This is a genomic window from Streptomyces sp. NPDC007872 (genome assembly GCF_042868165.1).
Classification (GTDB): Bacteria; Actinomycetota; Actinomycetes; order Streptomycetales; family Streptomycetaceae; genus Streptomyces.
Genome location: NZ_JBIAEA010000011.1, coordinates 13,915 through 29,838 on the forward strand (window position 1 = coordinate 13,915; position 15,924 = coordinate 29,838).

Sequence of the window (15,924 nt, forward strand, 5' to 3'; positions counted from 1 at the left end):
ACCTGACCTATATGACTCCTATCTTTCTTCGTATGAGTTCACACGACGCCGTCACGGACGCGGCGAACCAGGCCGGGCCCGGCACCGACCCCGCCACCGTCCCCGCCTCCGGTGCCGCCCCCGGCACCGACCCCGGTGACAAGCGGCGCTGGATCGCCCTCGCCATCGTCATGACCGCCGCCTTCATGGACCTGGTCGACGCCACGATCGTCAACATCGCGATCCCCAGCATCGAGCGGGACCTCGGCGCCACCATCGGGGCCATCCAGTGGATCACCGCCGGGTACGCGCTCGCGTTCGCCGCCGGTCTGATCACCGGCGGGCGGCTCGGCGACATCTACGGCCGCAAGCGGCTCTTCCTCCTCGGCACCGCCGGCTTCACGCTCGCCTCGGCGCTCTGCGGCCTCGCGGCCAACCAGGAGATGCTGATCGGCTCCCGCCTCCTCCAGGGCGCGGCGGCCGCGATGATGGTGCCGCAGGTCCTGTCGATCGTCCACGCCACCTTCCCCGCGCACGAACGGGGCAAGGTCTTCGGCCTGTTCGGCGCGATCGTCGGCCTGGGCGCGGTCTCCGGACCGCTGCTCGGCGCGCTGCTCACCCAGTGGAACATCGCGGGCCTGGAGTGGCGCCCGATCTTCCTCATCAACCTGCCGGTCGGCATCGCGGGCCTGCTCCTGGGCCGGAAGTTCATCACCGAGTCCAAGGCGCCGAAGGCGCTCCGCCTCGACCTGGTCGGCGTGCTCCTGGTGACGGCCGCGCTGCTCATGCTGATCTACCCGCTGACGCGCGGCCGCGAGCTGGACTGGCCGCTGTGGGGCCACCTGATGATGGCCGGCAGCCTGCCCGTCTTCGGCGCCCTCGTCGCGTACGAGAAGTACAAGGCGCGCAAGGACGGTTCGCCGCTCGTCGAGCTGTCGCTGTTCAAGGTGAAGAGCTTCGCGGCCGGTGTCGCGGTCCAGTTGACCTTCGGCGTCGTGATGGGCATCTTCTTCCTGGTCTGGACGCTCTACATGCAGATCGGGCTCGGCTGGAGCGCGCTGCGGGCGGGCCTCACCGGGGTGCCGTTCTCGATCGCGGTCTCGGTGGCCGCCGGCCTGTCCGTGCAGCAGTTGGTGCCGCGCTTCGGCCGCAAGGTGCTCCAGGCGGGCGCCCTGACGATGACGGCGGGCGTCCTGCTCTACCTCTTCGAGGCCGACCGGTACGGGACGGGGATCGCGTCCTGGCAGATGATCCCGCCGCTGGTCGTCATGGGCCTCGGCATGGGCCTGATCGTGGCCCCGCTGACGGACGCGGTCCTCTCCGAGGTCCCGCGCGAGCACGCCGGCTCGGCCTCGGGCCTGATCAACACGACCACCCAGATGGGCAACGCGCTCGGCCTCGGCCTGGTGTCGGTCGTCTTCTTCGGCGCCATCGACGACGACCGCCTCGCCCAGGCCCCGGCGGAGACGGGCGCGGCCTTCACGGAGGCCTTCCAGAACTCCCTGGGCTGGGTGGCGGGCGTCCTCGCCGTGATCTTCCTGGTGATGTTCGCCCTCCCCGCGAAGCCGAAGCAGCACCTGGAGGGCGGCGGAGACGGGCCCGCCCCGCAGCCCGGCATCGAGAAGGAACCGGCGCTCACGCACTGAGCCGGCGCTCGCCCACGGAGCCGGCCCCGTGGAAGAAGGGCCCTCCCCTCCCGGGGGAGGGCCCTTCTTCCGTGAACCTCCACGGGGTCGACGTCAGCGCACCCGGGCGCGGGTCTCCATCGCCCCGCGGGCCGTGGCCTCGTCCTCGTAGACCTCGCACATGTGGCGCCCGTCGGGGGTCGCCGTGTGCTCGACCTCCCAGAGGCTGACCTCGCTGCCGTCGAGCAGCAGGAACTGGTGCTCGTAGAGGGTGAAGCCGGCGTCCCGGCCGCCGCCCACGGGGCAGTGGCGGCCGAAGGCCTGGGTGATGTGGTGGGCGAAGGCGAGCCGGAGGCGGCGGGCCGTCGCCCCGCCCGGCCGGTCCGCGTTCTCCGCGCGGCGCAGGACGCGGCGCGCGTGGTCGGCGGAGTTGTCCGGCACGTACATCCGGGGCTGGACGGGTATCGGGCGGGCGAGCACGGCGCTCAGCGGCTCGAAGTCGTCGCCCTCGTCGAGGAAGGGCCCGTCGGCGCGCCCCGCCGGGCGGCCCGTCGACGGCCCGGAGGGCAGGCGGGAGGCGGCGAGCCGGGCCTCCGCCTCCTCCGCGTACAGCTCGTGCTGCTCGGTGCCGTCCCGGCCGGCGTTGTGCACCAGCTCCCACAGGCTGAGGGCGCTGCCGTCGGCGAGCAGATAGGTGTGGCGGTGGGTCGTGCGGTGCAGCGACGCGCTGTGGTGCGAGGAGTGCAGCGCGCTGGAGTGCGCGAGCGCCGTGGCGAGGCGCTCGACGGTCGAGTCGGGCAGGTCGAAGGAGTTGAGCGCCCGGCCGAGGAGCCGCTCGACGTGCGCCTCGGTCGTCTCGTACGGATCGGGGTGATCCTGCGGATCGTTCAAGGGGATCTCCAGGCCGTCGCCGCATGTCACTTGGTGCTTGCTTAACGTAGTCCCTGGGTCTGACATCGTGTCCAATGTTCCGGCAAAACGAGGGGCGTGCGGCGGAAGTTCCCGCCGTCTTCCCCCAACTCCCCACCCCTTACCGGGAGTACGGGCCTGCTTGTCGGGGGAACGGGCCTAGCGGGAGCCGTACGGGTCCGCCCGCGGCCCGTACAGCTCGCGGTACGAGGGGAAGTCCCCGCCCGGACCGCGCAGCCCGCCCGGGGCCGCGAGCAGCGCGCGGACGACCGCCCGGGTCACCAGGTCCGCGCCCGCCGCCAGGACCTCGTTCAGGGCGAGCGGCCCCCGTGGCAGCTCCCGGGCCCCGGTGGCCAGGGCGAAGACCGTGTCCCCGTCGTTCATCAGGTGCACCGGCCGCACGGCGCGCGCGATGCCGTCGTGCGCCGTGCCCGCCACCTTCCGCGCCTGCGCGCGGGTCAGCACCGCGTCCGTCGCGACCACGGCGAGCGTGGTGTTCAGCGGGGGCGGGGCGGCCGCCTTCCGCGCCTCCGCGAGCCGCCGCAGCGCCGCCCCGTGGACCTCCGGGTCGGGGAAGGCGGGCCGCCCGTCCTCGAAGTAACTCCCGTACGGGACGCCCGTCGTCGGGTCCACGGCCGAGCCCACCGCGTTCACCACCACCAGCGCGCCGACCGTGATCCCGGACTCCAGGACCGTGCTCGCCGTCCCGACGCCGCCCCGCAGGCCGCCGACCACGGCCCCGGTGCCCGCGCCGACCGCGCCCGTCCCCACGCGCGCGTGGTCGCCGCCCGCGTGGGCCGCCTCCGCCGCCGCCCGCCCCGTCGCCGCGTCCGGCCGGGCGGTGAAGTCGCCGCCCCGGCCCAGGTCGAAGACGCACGCGGCGGGCACCACCGGCACCACGTGGGACGGGTCGGGGCCCACCCGGACGCCCCGGTGCCGCTCCGCCAGCCAGGCCGTCACGCCCGAGGCGGAGTCGAGGCCGTACGCGCTGCCGCCGGTCAGGACGACCGCGTCGATCCGCTCCACCACGTTCCTCGGGTCCAGGGCGTCCGTCTCCCGCGTACCCGGCCCCCCGCCCCGTACGTCCACGGCGGCGACCGCGCCGCCCTCCGGCGCGAGCACCACCGTGGTGCCGCTCAGGGCCCCCGGCCCGGCCACGCGCGCGTGCCCCACGCGCACCCCGCCCACGTCGGTGATCCCGTCCTGGCCGTCCGTCCTCTTCCCGGGCTCCGTCATGCGCCCTGCCTACCACGGGGCCGGGCGCGGCGCCCGGACTCCGGCGCGGTGACCGGGCCCCGGCGCGGCGCTCAGGCCCCGTCGCCCCGCGTCGCCGGGTTCCGGGCGGTCAGGGTGACGCCGGTCGCGACGGCCGCCGCCGCGACGAGCCCGGCCGCGAGGACGGCCCAGCGGCCCGCGAAGGAGCACATCAGGATCGCGAACGCCGCGACCGGCAGGACGAGCTGCTGGGCGGTGCCGACCTTGAAGTAGCGGGCGTGCAGCAGCCACACGAGGAGCAGGAAGAGGGCCGACGGGATCGTCACGGCGGCGGAGGCGGAGAGCGTGGAGACGTGCGCCTCGCCCACGGCCTGCTCGACGGCGATCTCCAGGCCCGCCCCGATGGCGGCGGCCGACATGAGGATCAGGTAGTGCCCGTACCCCCACAGGAAGGCCTGGCGGCTGGAGGTCAGCCGGTCGTGGGCGGGCACGACGAAGTAGACCCACCAGGCGGCGAAGACGAGCAGCAGGCCGCCGGCGGCGATCGGCAGCAGCTCGTCCAGGGCGTCGTTCTCGACGATGCCGGACTTCACCGCGACGGTCGCGGCGGCGACGGTCTCGCCGAGGACGATGAGGGTGAACAGGCCGTACCGCTCGGCGATGTGGTGCGCGTGCCAGGCGCTGGTCCCGGCCCGCTCCGCGTACAGGGGCACGGACAGCTCGGCCAGCGCCATCACGAGGAAGACCCACGGGCGGGCGGGCTCGGGCGCGAGGACCAGGCCGAGCCAGCCGACCTGGCAGAGCAGGACCCCGCCCGCGTACCGGCGGCACATCGTCCGCTCGGCCGGGTCGGTCGCGTGGCGGGCGGCGCGCAGCCACTGGAAGACGAGGGCGAGCCGCATCACGACGTAGCCGAGGTAGACGACGAGGAAGTCGTGCTCCTCGAAGGCCCGCGAGACGCCGGCGGCGAGGATCAGGACGCCGGCGATCTGCACGAGGGTGACGACCCGGTAGAGGACGTCGTCGTTGTCGTACGCGGAGGCGAACCAGGTGAAGTTCATCCAGGCCCACCAGATCGCGAAGAAGACCATCGCGTAGTTCGCGACGCCCGTGCCGGCGTGGTCCTCGGCGACCGCGTGGACGAGTTCGGCGCCGGCCTGGGCGACGGCGACGACGAAACACAGGTCGAAGAAGAGTTCCAGGGGCGTGGCGGCCCGGTGGGCCTCCTCGCGGGAGCGGGAGGTGAGCGGCAGGAAAGGTCTGGTCATGAGCACAGCACATCAGGGACCGGCGCTTCCCGGCCACGTGCCACGCGTGACACCGGCCGGGGCCTTCCGCACGTCCGGGACGGGACCTGTGGCCGCCGGAAGGGGACCAACGCCGCCCCGGAACGGCCGCTCGGGAGGAGTGGAATGGGAGACAGGCGACGAGGCTGTCGAACGAAACGAGAAGGCGGTGCGGGCAGTGACTGCGACTCCTGCGGAAGCGACTGCGACTCCTGTGGAAACGACCGCGACTCCTGCGGAAGCGACCGCGACTCCTGTGGAAACGACCACGACCCCCGCCGGGACGGCGGTGGACGGGTCGGTGCGGGAGCGGGCCTGGGAGGGCTTCGCGGACGGACCCTGGCGCGACGCGGTCGACGTCCGCGACTTCATCCAGCGGAACTACACCCCGTACGAGGGCGACGACTCCTTCCTCGCCGGCCCCACCGAGCGGACCGCCGCCGTGTGGCGGGCCCTCACCGACCGCTTCCCCGAGGAGCGCGCCAAGGGCGTGTACGACGTCTCGTACGACGTCCCCTCCACCATCACCGCCCACGCCCCCGGCTGGATCGACCGCGACCGGGAGCTGATCGTCGGCCTCCAGACCGACGCCCCGCTCAAGCGCGCGATCATGCCGTACGGCGGCTGGCGCATGGTCGCCGGCGCCCTGGAGACCTACGGCTACCCGGTCTCCGAAGAGCTGGAGAAGGTCTTCACCGAGTACCGCAAGACCCACAACGCCGGGGTCTTCGACGCGTACACCCCCGAGATCCGCGCCGCCCGCAAGGCCGGGATCGTCACCGGCCTGCCCGACGCCTACGGCCGGGGCCGGATCATCGGCGACTACCGCCGCGTCGCCCTCTACGGCGTCGACCGGCTCGTCGCGGCGAAGAAGGCGGAGAAGGAGGAGCTGAACTCCCTGCCCGCCGGGGACCGTTCCCTCGAAGAGACCCTCCGGCTGCGCGAGGAGCTGGCCGAGCAGATCCGCGCCCTCGGGGAGCTGAAGGCGATGGCGGCCTCCTACGGCCACGACGTCTCCGGGCCCGCCGCCAACGGCCACGAGGCCGTCCAGTGGCTGTACTTCGCCTATCTGGCCGCCGTGAAGGAGCAGAACGGCGCCGCGATGTCCCTCGGCCGCACCTCCACCTTCCTCGACGTCTACCTCCAGCGGGACGTCGAGTCCGGCGTCCTCACCGAGGAGCGGGCCCAGGAGCTGGTCGACGACTTCGTCATCAAGCTCCGCATCGTCCGCTTCCTGCGCACCCCCGAGTACGACGAGCTGTTCTCCGGCGACCCGACCTGGGTCACCGAGTCCATCGGCGGCATGGGCGAGGACGGACGCCCGCTGGTCACGAAGACCTCCTTCCGCTACCTCCAGACCCTCTACAACCTCGGCCCGGCCCCCGAGCCGAACATGACCGTCTTCTGGTCGCCGGCCCTTCCCCGGGGCTTCAAGGAGTTCTGCGCGAAGGTCTCCATCGACACCTCCTCCGTGCAGTACGAGTCGGACGAGCTGATGCGGCCCCGCTTCGGCGACGACACCGCCATCGCCTGCTGCGTCTCCGCGATGCCCGTCGGCAAGCAGATGCAGTTCTTCGGCGCCCGCGTGAACCTCGCCAAGACCCTCCTGTACGCGATCAACGGCGGCCGCGACGAGAGGTCCGGCGCCCAGGTCGGCCCCGCCACCGGCGCCCTCACCTCCGACGTCCTGGACTACGACGAGGTCATGGCCCGCTTCGACGCGCAGATGGAGTGGCTCGCCGGCGTCTACGTCCACGCCCTCGACGTCATCCACTTCATGCACGACAAGTACGCGTACGAGCGGATCGAGATGGCGCTCCACGACCGGGACGTGCGCCGCACCATGGCCTGCGGCATCGCCGGCCTCTCCGTCGCCGCCGACTCCCTGGCCGCGATCAAGTACGCGAAGGTGACCCCGGTCCGGGACGCGACCGGCCTCGCCACCGACTACCTGATCGAGGGCGACCACCCGGCCTACGGCAACAACGACGAGCGCGCGGACGCGATCGCGGTCCACCTGGTCGAGGAGTTCATGCGCAAGGTGCGCCGGCACCCGACCTACCGGAACGCCGAGCACACCCAGTCCGTCCTGACCATCACCTCCAACGTCGTCTACGGCAAGAAGACCGGCAACACCCCCGATGGGCGCCGCGCGGGCGAGCCCTTCTCGCCGGGCGCCAACCCGATGAACGGCCGCGACACCCACGGCTACGTCGCCTCGGCCCTGTCGGTCGCCAAGCTCCCGTACGCGGACGCCGAGGACGGCATCTCGCTGACCAGCACCGTCACCCCCGACGGCCTGGGCCGCACCGCCGAGGAGCGGATCGCGAACCTCGCGGGCCTCCTGGACGGCTACACGGCGAGCGACGGCTTCCACATGAACGTCAACGTCCTGGACCGCGACGTCCTGGAGGACGCCATGGAGCACCCGGAGAACCACCCGCAGCTCACCATCCGGGTCTCCGGATACGCGGTGAACTTCGTCCGGCTCACCCGCGAGCAGCAGCTCGACGTCCTGAACCGCACCTTCCACGGCTCCCTGTGACCGCCGGGACCTCCTGACCGCGCTCCGGGGCCGGCCGGACCCCACCCCGGCCCCGGAGCGCACCCGGCCTCCCTCTCCGTCCCCTCCCCGCTCCCTTCCGACCATCCGACCGCGACCGAGAGAGGCCCTGCCGTGACCAGCCTCGCCACCGGACCCGTCACCGCCCCCACCACCGGACCCGTCGCCGGACCCGTCGCCGGACCCGTCACCGCCCCCGCCGTCTCCCCTCCCGTCACCCCCGCCGCCGCGGCGACCCGGCGGCCCGCCGAGGGCTCGCTGCACTCCTGGGACCTGTCCACCGGCGTCGACGGCCCCGGCACCCGCTTCGTCGCCTTCCTCTCCGGCTGCCCCCTCACCTGTCTCTACTGCCACAACCCCGACACCTGGCGCATGCGGGCCGGCCGGCGCACCTCCGCCGACGACGTGATCGCCGAGGCCGCCGCGTACGTCCGCTTCATCTCCGCCTCCGGCGGCGGCGCCACCGTCTCGGGCGGCGAGCCCCTCCTCCAGCCCGTCTTCACGGGCGAGCTCCTGCACCGCCTCAAGCACGAGCTCGGCCTCCACACGGCCCTGGACACCTCGGGCTTCCTCGGCGCCCGCGCCACCGACGCCCTGCTGCGCGACACCGACCTGGTGCTCCTGGACATCAAGTCCTGGGACCCCGCCACGTACCGAAAGGTCACCGGCCGTCCGCTGGGGCCCACCCTGGACTTCGCCCGGCGCCTCGCCGACCTCGGCCAGGAGGTCCACGTCCGCTTCGTCCTCGTCCCGGGCCTCACCGACGACCCGGACGACGTCGAGGGGGTCGCCGCCTTCGCCGGGGGGCTCGGCAACGTCTCCCGCGTGGACATCCTGCCCTTCCACAAGCTGGGCGAAGCGAAGTGGCGGGCACTCGCCATGCCGTTCACCCTGCACGACACGCCGTCCCCGACCCCCGAGCAGCTCGCCGGAGTCCGCGAGGTCTTCCGCGCGCACGGACTGAACGCCGTCTGAGCGACGCCTGCACCACACCACTCCATAAAAAGGGCGAAACGACTTATTCGGCCTTACGGTGGCCGCGTGACCGAGCCACCGCAGACCGCCGAGCCGACCCCTCCGCCGGGCGGGCCCGCCCCCGCCTCCGGCGCCACCGACCCGGCCGCGGCCGACCCCCCGCCGCAGAGCCCCGGCGCCGTGCGCCGCCGCGCCTCCCTGGTCGGCGCGGTCGTCTCCGCCCTGCTCGTCGTCGCGATCGTCCTCGGCAGCCGCCTGCTCCGCGACTTCGACTCGGCGCTCCTGCCCTACGCCGTCGCCACCGTCTTCCTCGCCTTCGGCGTCGCCTACCGCTACACCGTCTGGATCTCCGCCCCCGGCGCCCGCCGCCTCTTCCGCAAGGGCTGGGGCTCCTTCTTCTCCGTCGCGAACTTCCGCAGCGCGCCCACCGCCCTACCGAAGATGATCGCCACCTACCTCGGCTTCCAGAAGTTCCTCGGCGCCCGCTCCCACGCCCGCTGGGCCGCCCACCAGCTCATCTTCTGGGGCTGCCTGCTCGCCGCCGCGATCACCTTCCCGCTCACCTGGGGCTGGTTCACCTTCACCTCCTCCACCGGCTCGGGGCCCGGCTACGAGATGCGGATCTGGGGCTTCAAGATCCTCGGCTTCGACTCCCTGAACATCGTCGGCTGGCTCATGTTCCACGGCCTCGACATCGCCGCCGTCCTCGTCATCCCCGGCGCCGGCTACTTCCTCTGGCGCCGCATGAAGGACCGGGGAGCCATCACCGGCCAGCGCTTCGCCTACGACCTGGTGCCCCTGCTCGCCCTGATCGTCATCTCCGTGACCGGGCTGCTGCTGACCTTTTCGTCGATCTTCCTGCACGGCGGCGGCTACGAGTTCCTCGCCGTCCTCCACATGGTGTCCGTCGTCTTCACCCTGATCTACATCCCCTTCGGGAAGTTCTTCCACATCGTGCAGCGGCCCGCCGCCGTCGGCATGCAGCTCTTCAAGTACACCTCCCGCCGCAAGGACGAGGGCGGCGAGGTCTTCGCCTGCCGCCGCTGCGGCCAGGCCATCGACACCGCCCCGTACGTGGAGAACCTCCAGGGCACCATGCGCGACCTCGACCTCGGCTTCGAGGGCTGGGCCGAGTACTGCCCCCGCTGCAAGCGCGTGCTGCGCGGCAACGCCTACCTCGACCACGTGAAGAAGGGCTTCAAGTGAGCGCCACCGACCCCGCGGCCGCCCCCGGGACCGTCCCCGGGCGGCCCCTGTCGCTCGACCCCTCGCTCGCCCCGCCCGGCTCCCGCACCTTCCGCGACGCCGGGGGCATCCCCGCCGACCGCTGGCACGCCGACCAGAACGAGGAGACCCTCGTCCCCACCCACTGCTGCTTCTGCGGCGTCCAGTGCGGCATGTACCTGCGCGTCGACCACCACGGCAAGGTCTTCGGCGTCGAACCCCGCAACCACGACATCAACCGGATGCGGCTCTGCCCCAAGGGCATCAACGCCTACCAGCAGGTCAACCACCCCGACCGGCTCACCGCCCCCCTCATGCGCCGCAATCGCGACGAGGAGTTCCGCGAGGTGAGCTGGGAGGAGGCCCTCGACCACACCGTCGCCGAGATCCGCCGCATCCAGACCGAGTACGGCAACGACGCCTTCGGCCTCCTCGGCGGCGCCAGCCTCTTCTCCGAGAAGACCTATCTCGTCGGCAAGTTCGCCCGGGTCGCCCTGAAGACCAAGCACGTCGACTACAACGGGCGCCTGTGCATGGTCTCCGCCGCCGGGGCCAACAAGCTCGCCTTCGGCATCGACCGCGCCGGCAACCCCTTCTCCGACATCCTCCTCACCGACTGCCTTCTCATCGCCGGGTCCAACGTCGGCGAGTGCTTCCCCGTCATGACCCAGTACGTGTGGGGAGCCCGCGACCGGGGCGCCACCCTGATCGTGATCGACCCCCGCGAGACCGCGATCGCCCGCACCGCCGACGTCCACGTCGCCCTCAAGCCCGGCACCGACTCCGCCTTCTTCAACGCCGTCCTGAACGTCGTCGTCGCCGAGGGCCTCACCGACGAGGCCTACCTCGCCGCCCACACCACCGGCTGGGACGAGGTGAAGCGGACCGTCGCCGACTACCCGCCGTCCCGCGCCGCGCGGATCTGCGGAGTCCCCGAGGAGCAGATCGTCCGGGTCGCCCGCATGTTCGCCGGCGCCGACCGGGCCATGGCCTGGCACGCCCGGGGCATCGAGCACCACTCCCAGGGCGTCGAGAACTGCCTCACCGTCGTCAACCTCTGCGTCGCCACCGGCAACATCGGCAAGCCCGGCGCCGGATACGGCACCATCACCGGCCAGGGCAACGGCCAGGGCGGCCGCGAACACGGCCAGAAGTCCGACCTCCTGCCCGGCGGGCGCTCCATCACCAACCCCGAGCACCGCCGTCAGATCTGCGAGATCTGGGGCATCGACGAGACCGAACTCCCGGCCGCCGGCACCTCCATGATGGAGATGGTCTGGCAGATGCAGCGCCAGGAGATCCGCGGCCTCATCGGCATCTGCAACAACCCCTTCGTCTCCCTCCCGAACTACGCCACCGTCAAGGACGGCTACGACACCCTCCAGTTCCACGCCCAGTTCGACTTCTTCCTCTCCGAGACCGCCGCCAACGCCCACGTCGTCTTCCCCGTCACCGTCTGGGCCGAGGACGAGGGCGTCATGGCCAACGCCGAGGCCCGCGTCGTCAAGCACAACAAGGCCCAGGAGCCCCCCGCCGGCGTCCGCACCGACACCTGGGTCATGTGCGAGCTCGCCCGCCGCCTCGGCGCCGGCGACAAGTTCGACTTCGCCGACTCCCGCTCCGTCTTCGAGGAGCTCCGCGTCGCCTCCGCCGGGACCGTGAACGACTACTACGGCATCACCTACGAGCGCCTGGAGGAGACCGGCGGCATCGCCTGGCCCTGCCCCACCACCGACCACCCCGGCACCCCCCGGCTCTTCGAGGACGGTCGCTCCTACCACCCCGACGGCAAGATCCACCTCCAGGCCGTCGAGTGGCACCCGCCCATGGACCCGTACAGCGAGGAGTTCCCCCTCTCGCTCACCACCGGCCGCACCGTCGCCCACTTCCTCTCCGGCAACCAGACCCGCCGCCTCGCCGGACTCGTGGAGCAGACCCCCCGGCCCTGGGTCGAGGTCCACCCCTCCCACGGCTTCCGCAACGGCGACCCCGTCCGCGTCGTCACCCGCCGCGGCAGCGAGGTCTTCCCCGCCCTCGTCACCGACGCCATCCGCCCCGACACCGTCTTCGTGCCCTACCACTGGCCCGTCCCCACCGCGGCCAACGCCCTCACGATCGACGCCCTCGACCCGCGCTCCAAGATCCCCGAGTACAAGGTGTGCGCCGCCCGCGTCGAGGCCGCCGAACGCATCGACGAGGTCCCCGCCCCGCCCACGCCCCCCGGCCGGCCGGCCTACCCCGAGGCCCAGGTCTCCCGCACCGACCCGTTGCCCCCCACCTCCCCCCAGGGCCGCGGCACCGCCGAGAGGAGCTGACCCGCACATGATGGGCCGCACGATCTTCATCGACCCCGGCCGCTGCATCGGCTGCCAGGCCTGCGTCTCCGCCTGCCGCGAATGCGACTCCCACCGCGGCAAGTCGATGATCCACCTCGACTACCCCGACGAGGGCCACTCCGTCGCCTCCCTCCCCACCGTCTGCATGCACTGCGAGGACCCCGTCGCCCCCTGCGCCGAGGTCTGCCCCGCCGACGCGATCCTCGTCACCCCCGACGGCGTCGTGCAGCAGGCCGACACCACCCGCTGCATCGGCTGCGCCAACTGCGTCAACGCCTGCCCCTTCGGCGTGCCCAAGATCGACCTCCAGGCCAAGCTCCAGATGAAGTGCAACCTCTGCTACGACCGCACCGCCTACGGCCTCGCCCCCATGTGCGCCACCGTCTGCCCCACCGGCGCCCTCTTCTACGGCACCGTCGAGGAGCTGCGGGCCGAACGCCCCGGCGTCCAGGTCGCCGACTCCTTCACCTTCGGCACCACCACCGTCTCCACCGGGGTCGCGATGGTCGTCCCCGCCGACAAGGTCCAGTGGCCGGTCCCCGGCGGGCTCCCCGTCGTGGAGATCAACGGAAAGGACGTCCGTTGAGCGTCACCGATCCCCAGCCGCCCGCCCCGGACCCCCGCACCGACGCGGCCCAGGACGCGCTCCACGACCGGATCGCCGCCGACTCCCTCACCACCCGCCGCGACTACCTGCGGATCGTCGCCACCGTCTCCGGCGGCCTCGCCGTCGGCGGCATCGGCGTCGCCGCCGGCATCCTGCACCGGCACGGCGACGGCGACGGCGCCCCCGAGCCGAAGCGGATCGCCGACCGGATCCTGCCCGGCGACTCCCTCGCCTTCCGCTACCCCGGCGCCGACGACCGCGCGGTCGCCGTCCGCCTGGAGGACGGCACCCTCGCCGGCTACTCCGCCGTCTGCACCCACCTCGCCTGCGCCGTCCTGTGGCGCAAGGACCGGGGGAGCGAGGGCGAGCTGTACTGCCCCTGCCACGAGGGCGTCTTCGACGCGCGCACGGGAGAGGTCACGGCCGGCCCGCCACCCCGGGGCCTTCCCAAGGTGCTCCTCGTGGAGGAGGCCGACGGCAGCGTCTGGGCGGTCGGCACCGCCCGCTCGGGCGAGAGCGCCCGCGAGGGCCTCTGCCGCGAACTCGGCCAGGACCGCCCGGACCTCGCCACCCGCCTGGGCTGCCCCGGAGCCTCCGCCGACGGCGCGGGTACGAGTACGAGTACGGGCACGGGAGCGGGCGCCGGTACAGGTGCGGGCGCGGGCGCACGGGTGCCGGAGAGGAGCGAGCGGACATGAGCGAGAGCGCCTTCCCCCGCGACCCGGAGGCCCCGGGACCGGCGGAGCCGCCCCGGCCCCCCGCGTACACCCCGGGCAGCGTCCAGCCGCGCCTGAACCGCCCCCTGCACGAGCGCTACCCGCAGATCCGGCCCACCAGCGGCTACGGCGACCCCCGGGTCCGGCACACCGGGCCGGGGCCGGGCGCCGGCACGGAGCAGGAGCCGGAGCGCTCCGCGAAGCTGACCGCCCGTCTCGTCCTCGCGCTCTCGGTCGTCGTCGGCCAGCTCTGGGGCCTGACGATCGTGGTGGACGAGTGGATGTCCGGCGACACCGGCACCGCCTGGTGGGGCGCGGGCTTCCTCGTCCTGTCGTTCCTCGTGGTGCTCGGCCTCTGGCTGCTCGACCCGAAGGACCGCTGAGCGAGGGCCCGCGCAACAGGCGGGCATGCGACGGACGGGCGCGGAACGGGGCGGCGGGCGTACCCTGAAGGGATGAGCACCGCCCCCGCCCACGGCCCGCGAGACACGGAGCGACCCGGCACGCCCGCCCGCCCCGAGGGCAGGCCCCGGCCGGCCATCGTCTTCGACGATCCGCTGGACCGCCAGTCCGCGGACGACACGGACCGCGGGTGGGGCGAGCGGCCTCCTACCGGTGGCGACAGCGCCGCCGACCTCGCGCGCTTCCTCGACGAGAAGCCGCCGCACCACCTCTGAACCCGGCGCACGACGCCGGTCAGGAGGTGGGGTGTGCCCCCGTGCCACCACCGGAACCCGAACCGGTTCCGGGACCCGTTCCCGTGCCCGTCCCCGCCGAGGGGCCGCGCTGGGCGACGAGGTGGTCGCGGATCTCCTTGAGCACCTCCAGCTCGCTGACCTCCATCGTCTCCTGGACGCCCTCCTTCGCCTTGTCGTGCGCGGCGCGCTTCGCGAGGATCTTCGCCATCGGCAGGACCATCAGGAAGTAGACGACGGCCGCGGTGATCAGGAAGCTCAGCACCGCGCTGAGGACCAGGCCCCACTGGAGCTGGATGCCCTGCACCTCGCCGTCGACCACCTCGCAGGTGCCCTTGATGCAGGACGAGTAGCTCTCCAGGTCCTTCGTGCCGAAGGCGCCCACGATCGGGTTGATGATGCCCTTGACCACCGAGTTCACGATGTTCGTGAACGCGGCGCCGATGACGACCGCCACCGCCAGGTCGATCACATTGCCGCGCATCAGGAAGGCCTTGAAGCCTCCCAGCACGGTTTCCTTCTTCGCCACCGAGGTGCCTTTCGTCTCCGTCACTTGTGCTGCGTGCCGTGTCATTACGCCGTGCTCGGCGCGAAGGCGTCCAATCCGTACACACGGGACGGTTACTCGACAGCCTGTGCGTGCGAATCAACACAGCGTCACCGCCAGGCGGGACGTGACACCGGCACCCGCCAGCACCGCGGCCGTCGCCCGGGGCACGGAGAGGACGACGAGCGCCCCCGCGTCCTGTTGGTCCCCGTCCGCTCGCGGGACCTCGGCGACCCGGGCGCCCGCCGCGACCACCCGGGCCTCGCCCTCACCGCCGGGCAGACCCTGGGGCGCGGCGATCACGTCGACCCGGTCCCCGGGCCGCAACAGCCGCACGGTCGCGGCGTCGGCGATCCGCACCGGAGCGGACACCAGGGGGACGGCCGGCGCGGGACGCGCGGGGGAGACGGTGGCGGCCTTCGCACTTCCGGGAGACGGCCCCCCGCGCCCCGAGACGGCTCCCGCCACGGCCAGTGCCGCCGCCATCAGCGCCAGGAGCACCACCGGCACCCGCCGCCCCCGGCGCAGCGCCCTGCGCAGACGCGGCCGGGCGCCCCGTACCCGTACGGGCTCGAAGGCCGGCACCGCACACGGCGCCGGCACGGAGACGGAGGAGACGGGAGAAGAAGGGGAGCTGGTCGTGGTCGTCACGGGGCACCGCCTGTCCGGAGGGGGAAGGAGCGAGAAGGAACGGGAAAGCGGCTCCCACTCTCCTCGCCCCGCCACCGTCCCGCTCCGCCCTGTGGATCACCCGGCGCCTGTGGAGAACTCCCTCACCCGCCCGAGGGAACCCCGGCTGCCGCCCGAGGGAACCCCGGCTGCCGTCCGGGGCCCCCGAGCACGCCCGAGGGCCCCGTCGCACGCGACGGGGCCCTCGGGGAGGAACAGGATCAGGCGGCCGAGCTTCCGGTGCTCGACGAGGACGTCGAGGAGGAGGAAGAGGACGACGACGCGGCCGAAGCGGCGGGCTTCGCGTCCGACGTCGAGGTCGAACCCGACGAGGACTTCGACGAGGACGACGCCGGCGAGCTGCTGGACGAAGAGCCGCGGCTGTCGTTCCGGTAGAAGCCGGATCCCTTGAAGACGATGCCGACGGCCGAGAACACCTTCTTCAGGCGGCCCTTGCAGCTCGGGCACTCGGTCAGCGCGTCATCGGTGAACTTCTGCACCGCCTCGAGGCCTTCGCCGCACTCGGTGCACTGGTACTGGTAGGTCGGCACTTGACTTCCTCCTGGCACTCACACTCA

The 15,924-nt window shown here is 72.7% G+C and carries 15 protein-coding genes; 9 read left to right on the plus strand and 6 right to left on the minus strand.

The genetic code is table 11. The features are described from left to right. Positions 1 to 32: 32 nt before the first annotated feature. Entirely contained in the window at positions 33 to 1,625 is a 1,593-nt protein-coding gene (locus tag ACFYNX_RS30170; protein WP_388665900.1) for an MFS transporter, read from the plus strand. A 93-nt stretch (positions 1,626 to 1,718) separates the two neighbouring features. On the opposite strand, the gene ACFYNX_RS30175 is transcribed toward ACFYNX_RS30170, so the two are convergent. The 3 genes from ACFYNX_RS30175 to ACFYNX_RS30185 all read right to left on the minus strand — a co-directional run bounded on the left by ACFYNX_RS30175 (position 1,719) and on the right by ACFYNX_RS30185 (position 4,996). Then, positions 1,719 to 2,495: a DUF6227 family protein gene (locus tag ACFYNX_RS30175; protein ID WP_365545217.1), complete on the minus strand. Its 777-nt coding sequence runs from the start codon at positions 2,493 to 2,495 to the stop codon at positions 1,719 to 1,721. A 177-nt stretch (positions 2,496 to 2,672) separates the two neighbouring features. Next, positions 2,673 to 3,749 carry a P1 family peptidase gene (locus ACFYNX_RS30180; protein ID WP_388665904.1) on the minus strand — a complete coding sequence of 359 codons (1,077 nt, stop codon included), beginning with the start codon at positions 3,747 to 3,749 and terminating at the stop codon, positions 2,673 to 2,675. A 71-nt stretch (positions 3,750 to 3,820) separates the two neighbouring features. Then, positions 3,821 to 4,996: a low temperature requirement protein A gene (locus ACFYNX_RS30185; RefSeq protein ID WP_388665907.1), complete on the minus strand. Its 1,176-nt coding sequence runs from the start codon at positions 4,994 to 4,996 to the stop codon at positions 3,821 to 3,823. Positions 4,997 to 5,270: 274 nt separating this feature from the next. Between ACFYNX_RS30185 and pflB the strand changes: the two genes are divergently transcribed. From pflB to ACFYNX_RS30225, 8 genes are all read left to right on the plus strand, one after another. After that, positions 5,271 to 7,559 (plus strand): formate C-acetyltransferase, encoded by a 2,289-nt coding sequence (gene pflB, locus ACFYNX_RS30190; protein WP_388665910.1) that lies wholly within the window; start codon positions 5,271 to 5,273, stop codon positions 7,557 to 7,559. Positions 7,560 to 7,691: 132 nt separating this feature from the next. Beyond that, positions 7,692 to 8,552, plus strand: a complete 861-nt coding sequence (gene pflA, locus ACFYNX_RS30195) for a pyruvate formate-lyase-activating protein (RefSeq protein WP_388665913.1) — start codon at positions 7,692 to 7,694, stop codon at positions 8,550 to 8,552. A gap of 66 nt (positions 8,553 to 8,618) precedes the next feature. Beyond that, entirely contained in the window at positions 8,619 to 9,758 is a 1,140-nt protein-coding gene (locus ACFYNX_RS30200) for an MFS transporter (RefSeq protein WP_388665916.1), read from the plus strand. Continuing rightward, positions 9,755 to 12,091: a molybdopterin oxidoreductase family protein gene (locus ACFYNX_RS30205; RefSeq protein WP_365545205.1), complete on the plus strand. Its 2,337-nt coding sequence runs from the start codon at positions 9,755 to 9,757 to the stop codon at positions 12,089 to 12,091. The genes ACFYNX_RS30200 and ACFYNX_RS30205 overlap by 4 nt, the downstream gene beginning before the upstream one ends. A 7-nt stretch (positions 12,092 to 12,098) precedes the next feature. Continuing rightward, positions 12,099 to 12,698, plus strand: coding sequence for a 4Fe-4S dicluster domain-containing protein (locus tag ACFYNX_RS30210; protein WP_121832765.1), 600 nt, complete (start codon positions 12,099 to 12,101; stop codon positions 12,696 to 12,698). Beyond that, positions 12,695 to 13,417 carry a Rieske (2Fe-2S) protein gene (locus ACFYNX_RS30215; protein WP_388665920.1) on the plus strand — a complete coding sequence of 241 codons (723 nt, stop codon included), beginning with the start codon at positions 12,695 to 12,697 and terminating at the stop codon, positions 13,415 to 13,417. Before ACFYNX_RS30210 ends, ACFYNX_RS30215 begins: the two co-directional genes overlap by 4 nt. After that, a complete protein-coding gene (locus ACFYNX_RS30220; RefSeq protein ID WP_365545198.1) occupies positions 13,414 to 13,818 on the plus strand; it encodes a hypothetical protein in 405 nt (134 codons plus the stop codon). Before ACFYNX_RS30215 ends, ACFYNX_RS30220 begins: the two co-directional genes overlap by 4 nt. Positions 13,819 to 13,890: 72 nt before the next feature. After that, positions 13,891 to 14,112 (plus strand): hypothetical protein, encoded by a 222-nt coding sequence (locus ACFYNX_RS30225; RefSeq protein ID WP_125666421.1) that lies wholly within the window; start codon positions 13,891 to 13,893, stop codon positions 14,110 to 14,112. A 19-nt stretch (positions 14,113 to 14,131) separates the two neighbouring features. Here the strand turns inward: ACFYNX_RS30225 and mscL are convergent, their stop codons facing one another. The 3 genes from mscL to ACFYNX_RS30240 form a co-directional block, all read right to left on the minus strand. Further along, on the minus strand, positions 14,132 to 14,704 hold the full coding sequence (mscL, locus tag ACFYNX_RS30230; RefSeq protein WP_365545195.1) for a large conductance mechanosensitive channel protein MscL: 573 nt from the start codon (positions 14,702 to 14,704) through the stop codon (positions 14,132 to 14,134). A 72-nt stretch (positions 14,705 to 14,776) separates the two neighbouring features. Further along, entirely contained in the window at positions 14,777 to 15,328 is a 552-nt protein-coding gene (locus tag ACFYNX_RS30235; RefSeq protein WP_388665924.1) for a hypothetical protein, read from the minus strand. 239 nt (positions 15,329 to 15,567) lie between these two features. After that, a complete protein-coding gene (locus tag ACFYNX_RS30240) occupies positions 15,568 to 15,897 on the minus strand; it encodes an FmdB family zinc ribbon protein (RefSeq protein ID WP_388665927.1) in 330 nt (109 codons plus the stop codon). Positions 15,898 to 15,924: the final 27 nt, after the last annotated feature.

Excerpts from the sequence above, each read along its gene's own strand:
- ACFYNX_RS30170 (WP_388665900.1), top strand. The coding sequence starts at position 33 with ATGAGTTCACACGACGCCGTCACGGACGCGGCGAACCAGGCCGGGCCC.
- ACFYNX_RS30180 (WP_388665904.1), bottom strand. The coding sequence starts at position 3,749 with ATGACGGAGCCCGGGAAGAGGACGGACGGCCAGGACGGGATCACCGAC.
- ACFYNX_RS30185 (WP_388665907.1), bottom strand. The coding sequence starts at position 4,996 with ATGACCAGACCTTTCCTGCCGCTCACCTCCCGCTCCCGCGAGGAGGCC.
- ACFYNX_RS30210 (WP_121832765.1), top strand. The coding sequence starts at position 12,099 with ATGATGGGCCGCACGATCTTCATCGACCCCGGCCGCTGCATCGGCTGC.
- ACFYNX_RS30220 (WP_365545198.1), top strand. The coding sequence starts at position 13,414 with ATGAGCGAGAGCGCCTTCCCCCGCGACCCGGAGGCCCCGGGACCGGCG.
- ACFYNX_RS30225 (WP_125666421.1), top strand. The coding sequence starts at position 13,891 with ATGAGCACCGCCCCCGCCCACGGCCCGCGAGACACGGAGCGACCCGGC.
- mscL (WP_365545195.1), bottom strand. The coding sequence starts at position 14,704 with ATGACACGGCACGCAGCACAAGTGACGGAGACGAAAGGCACCTCGGTG.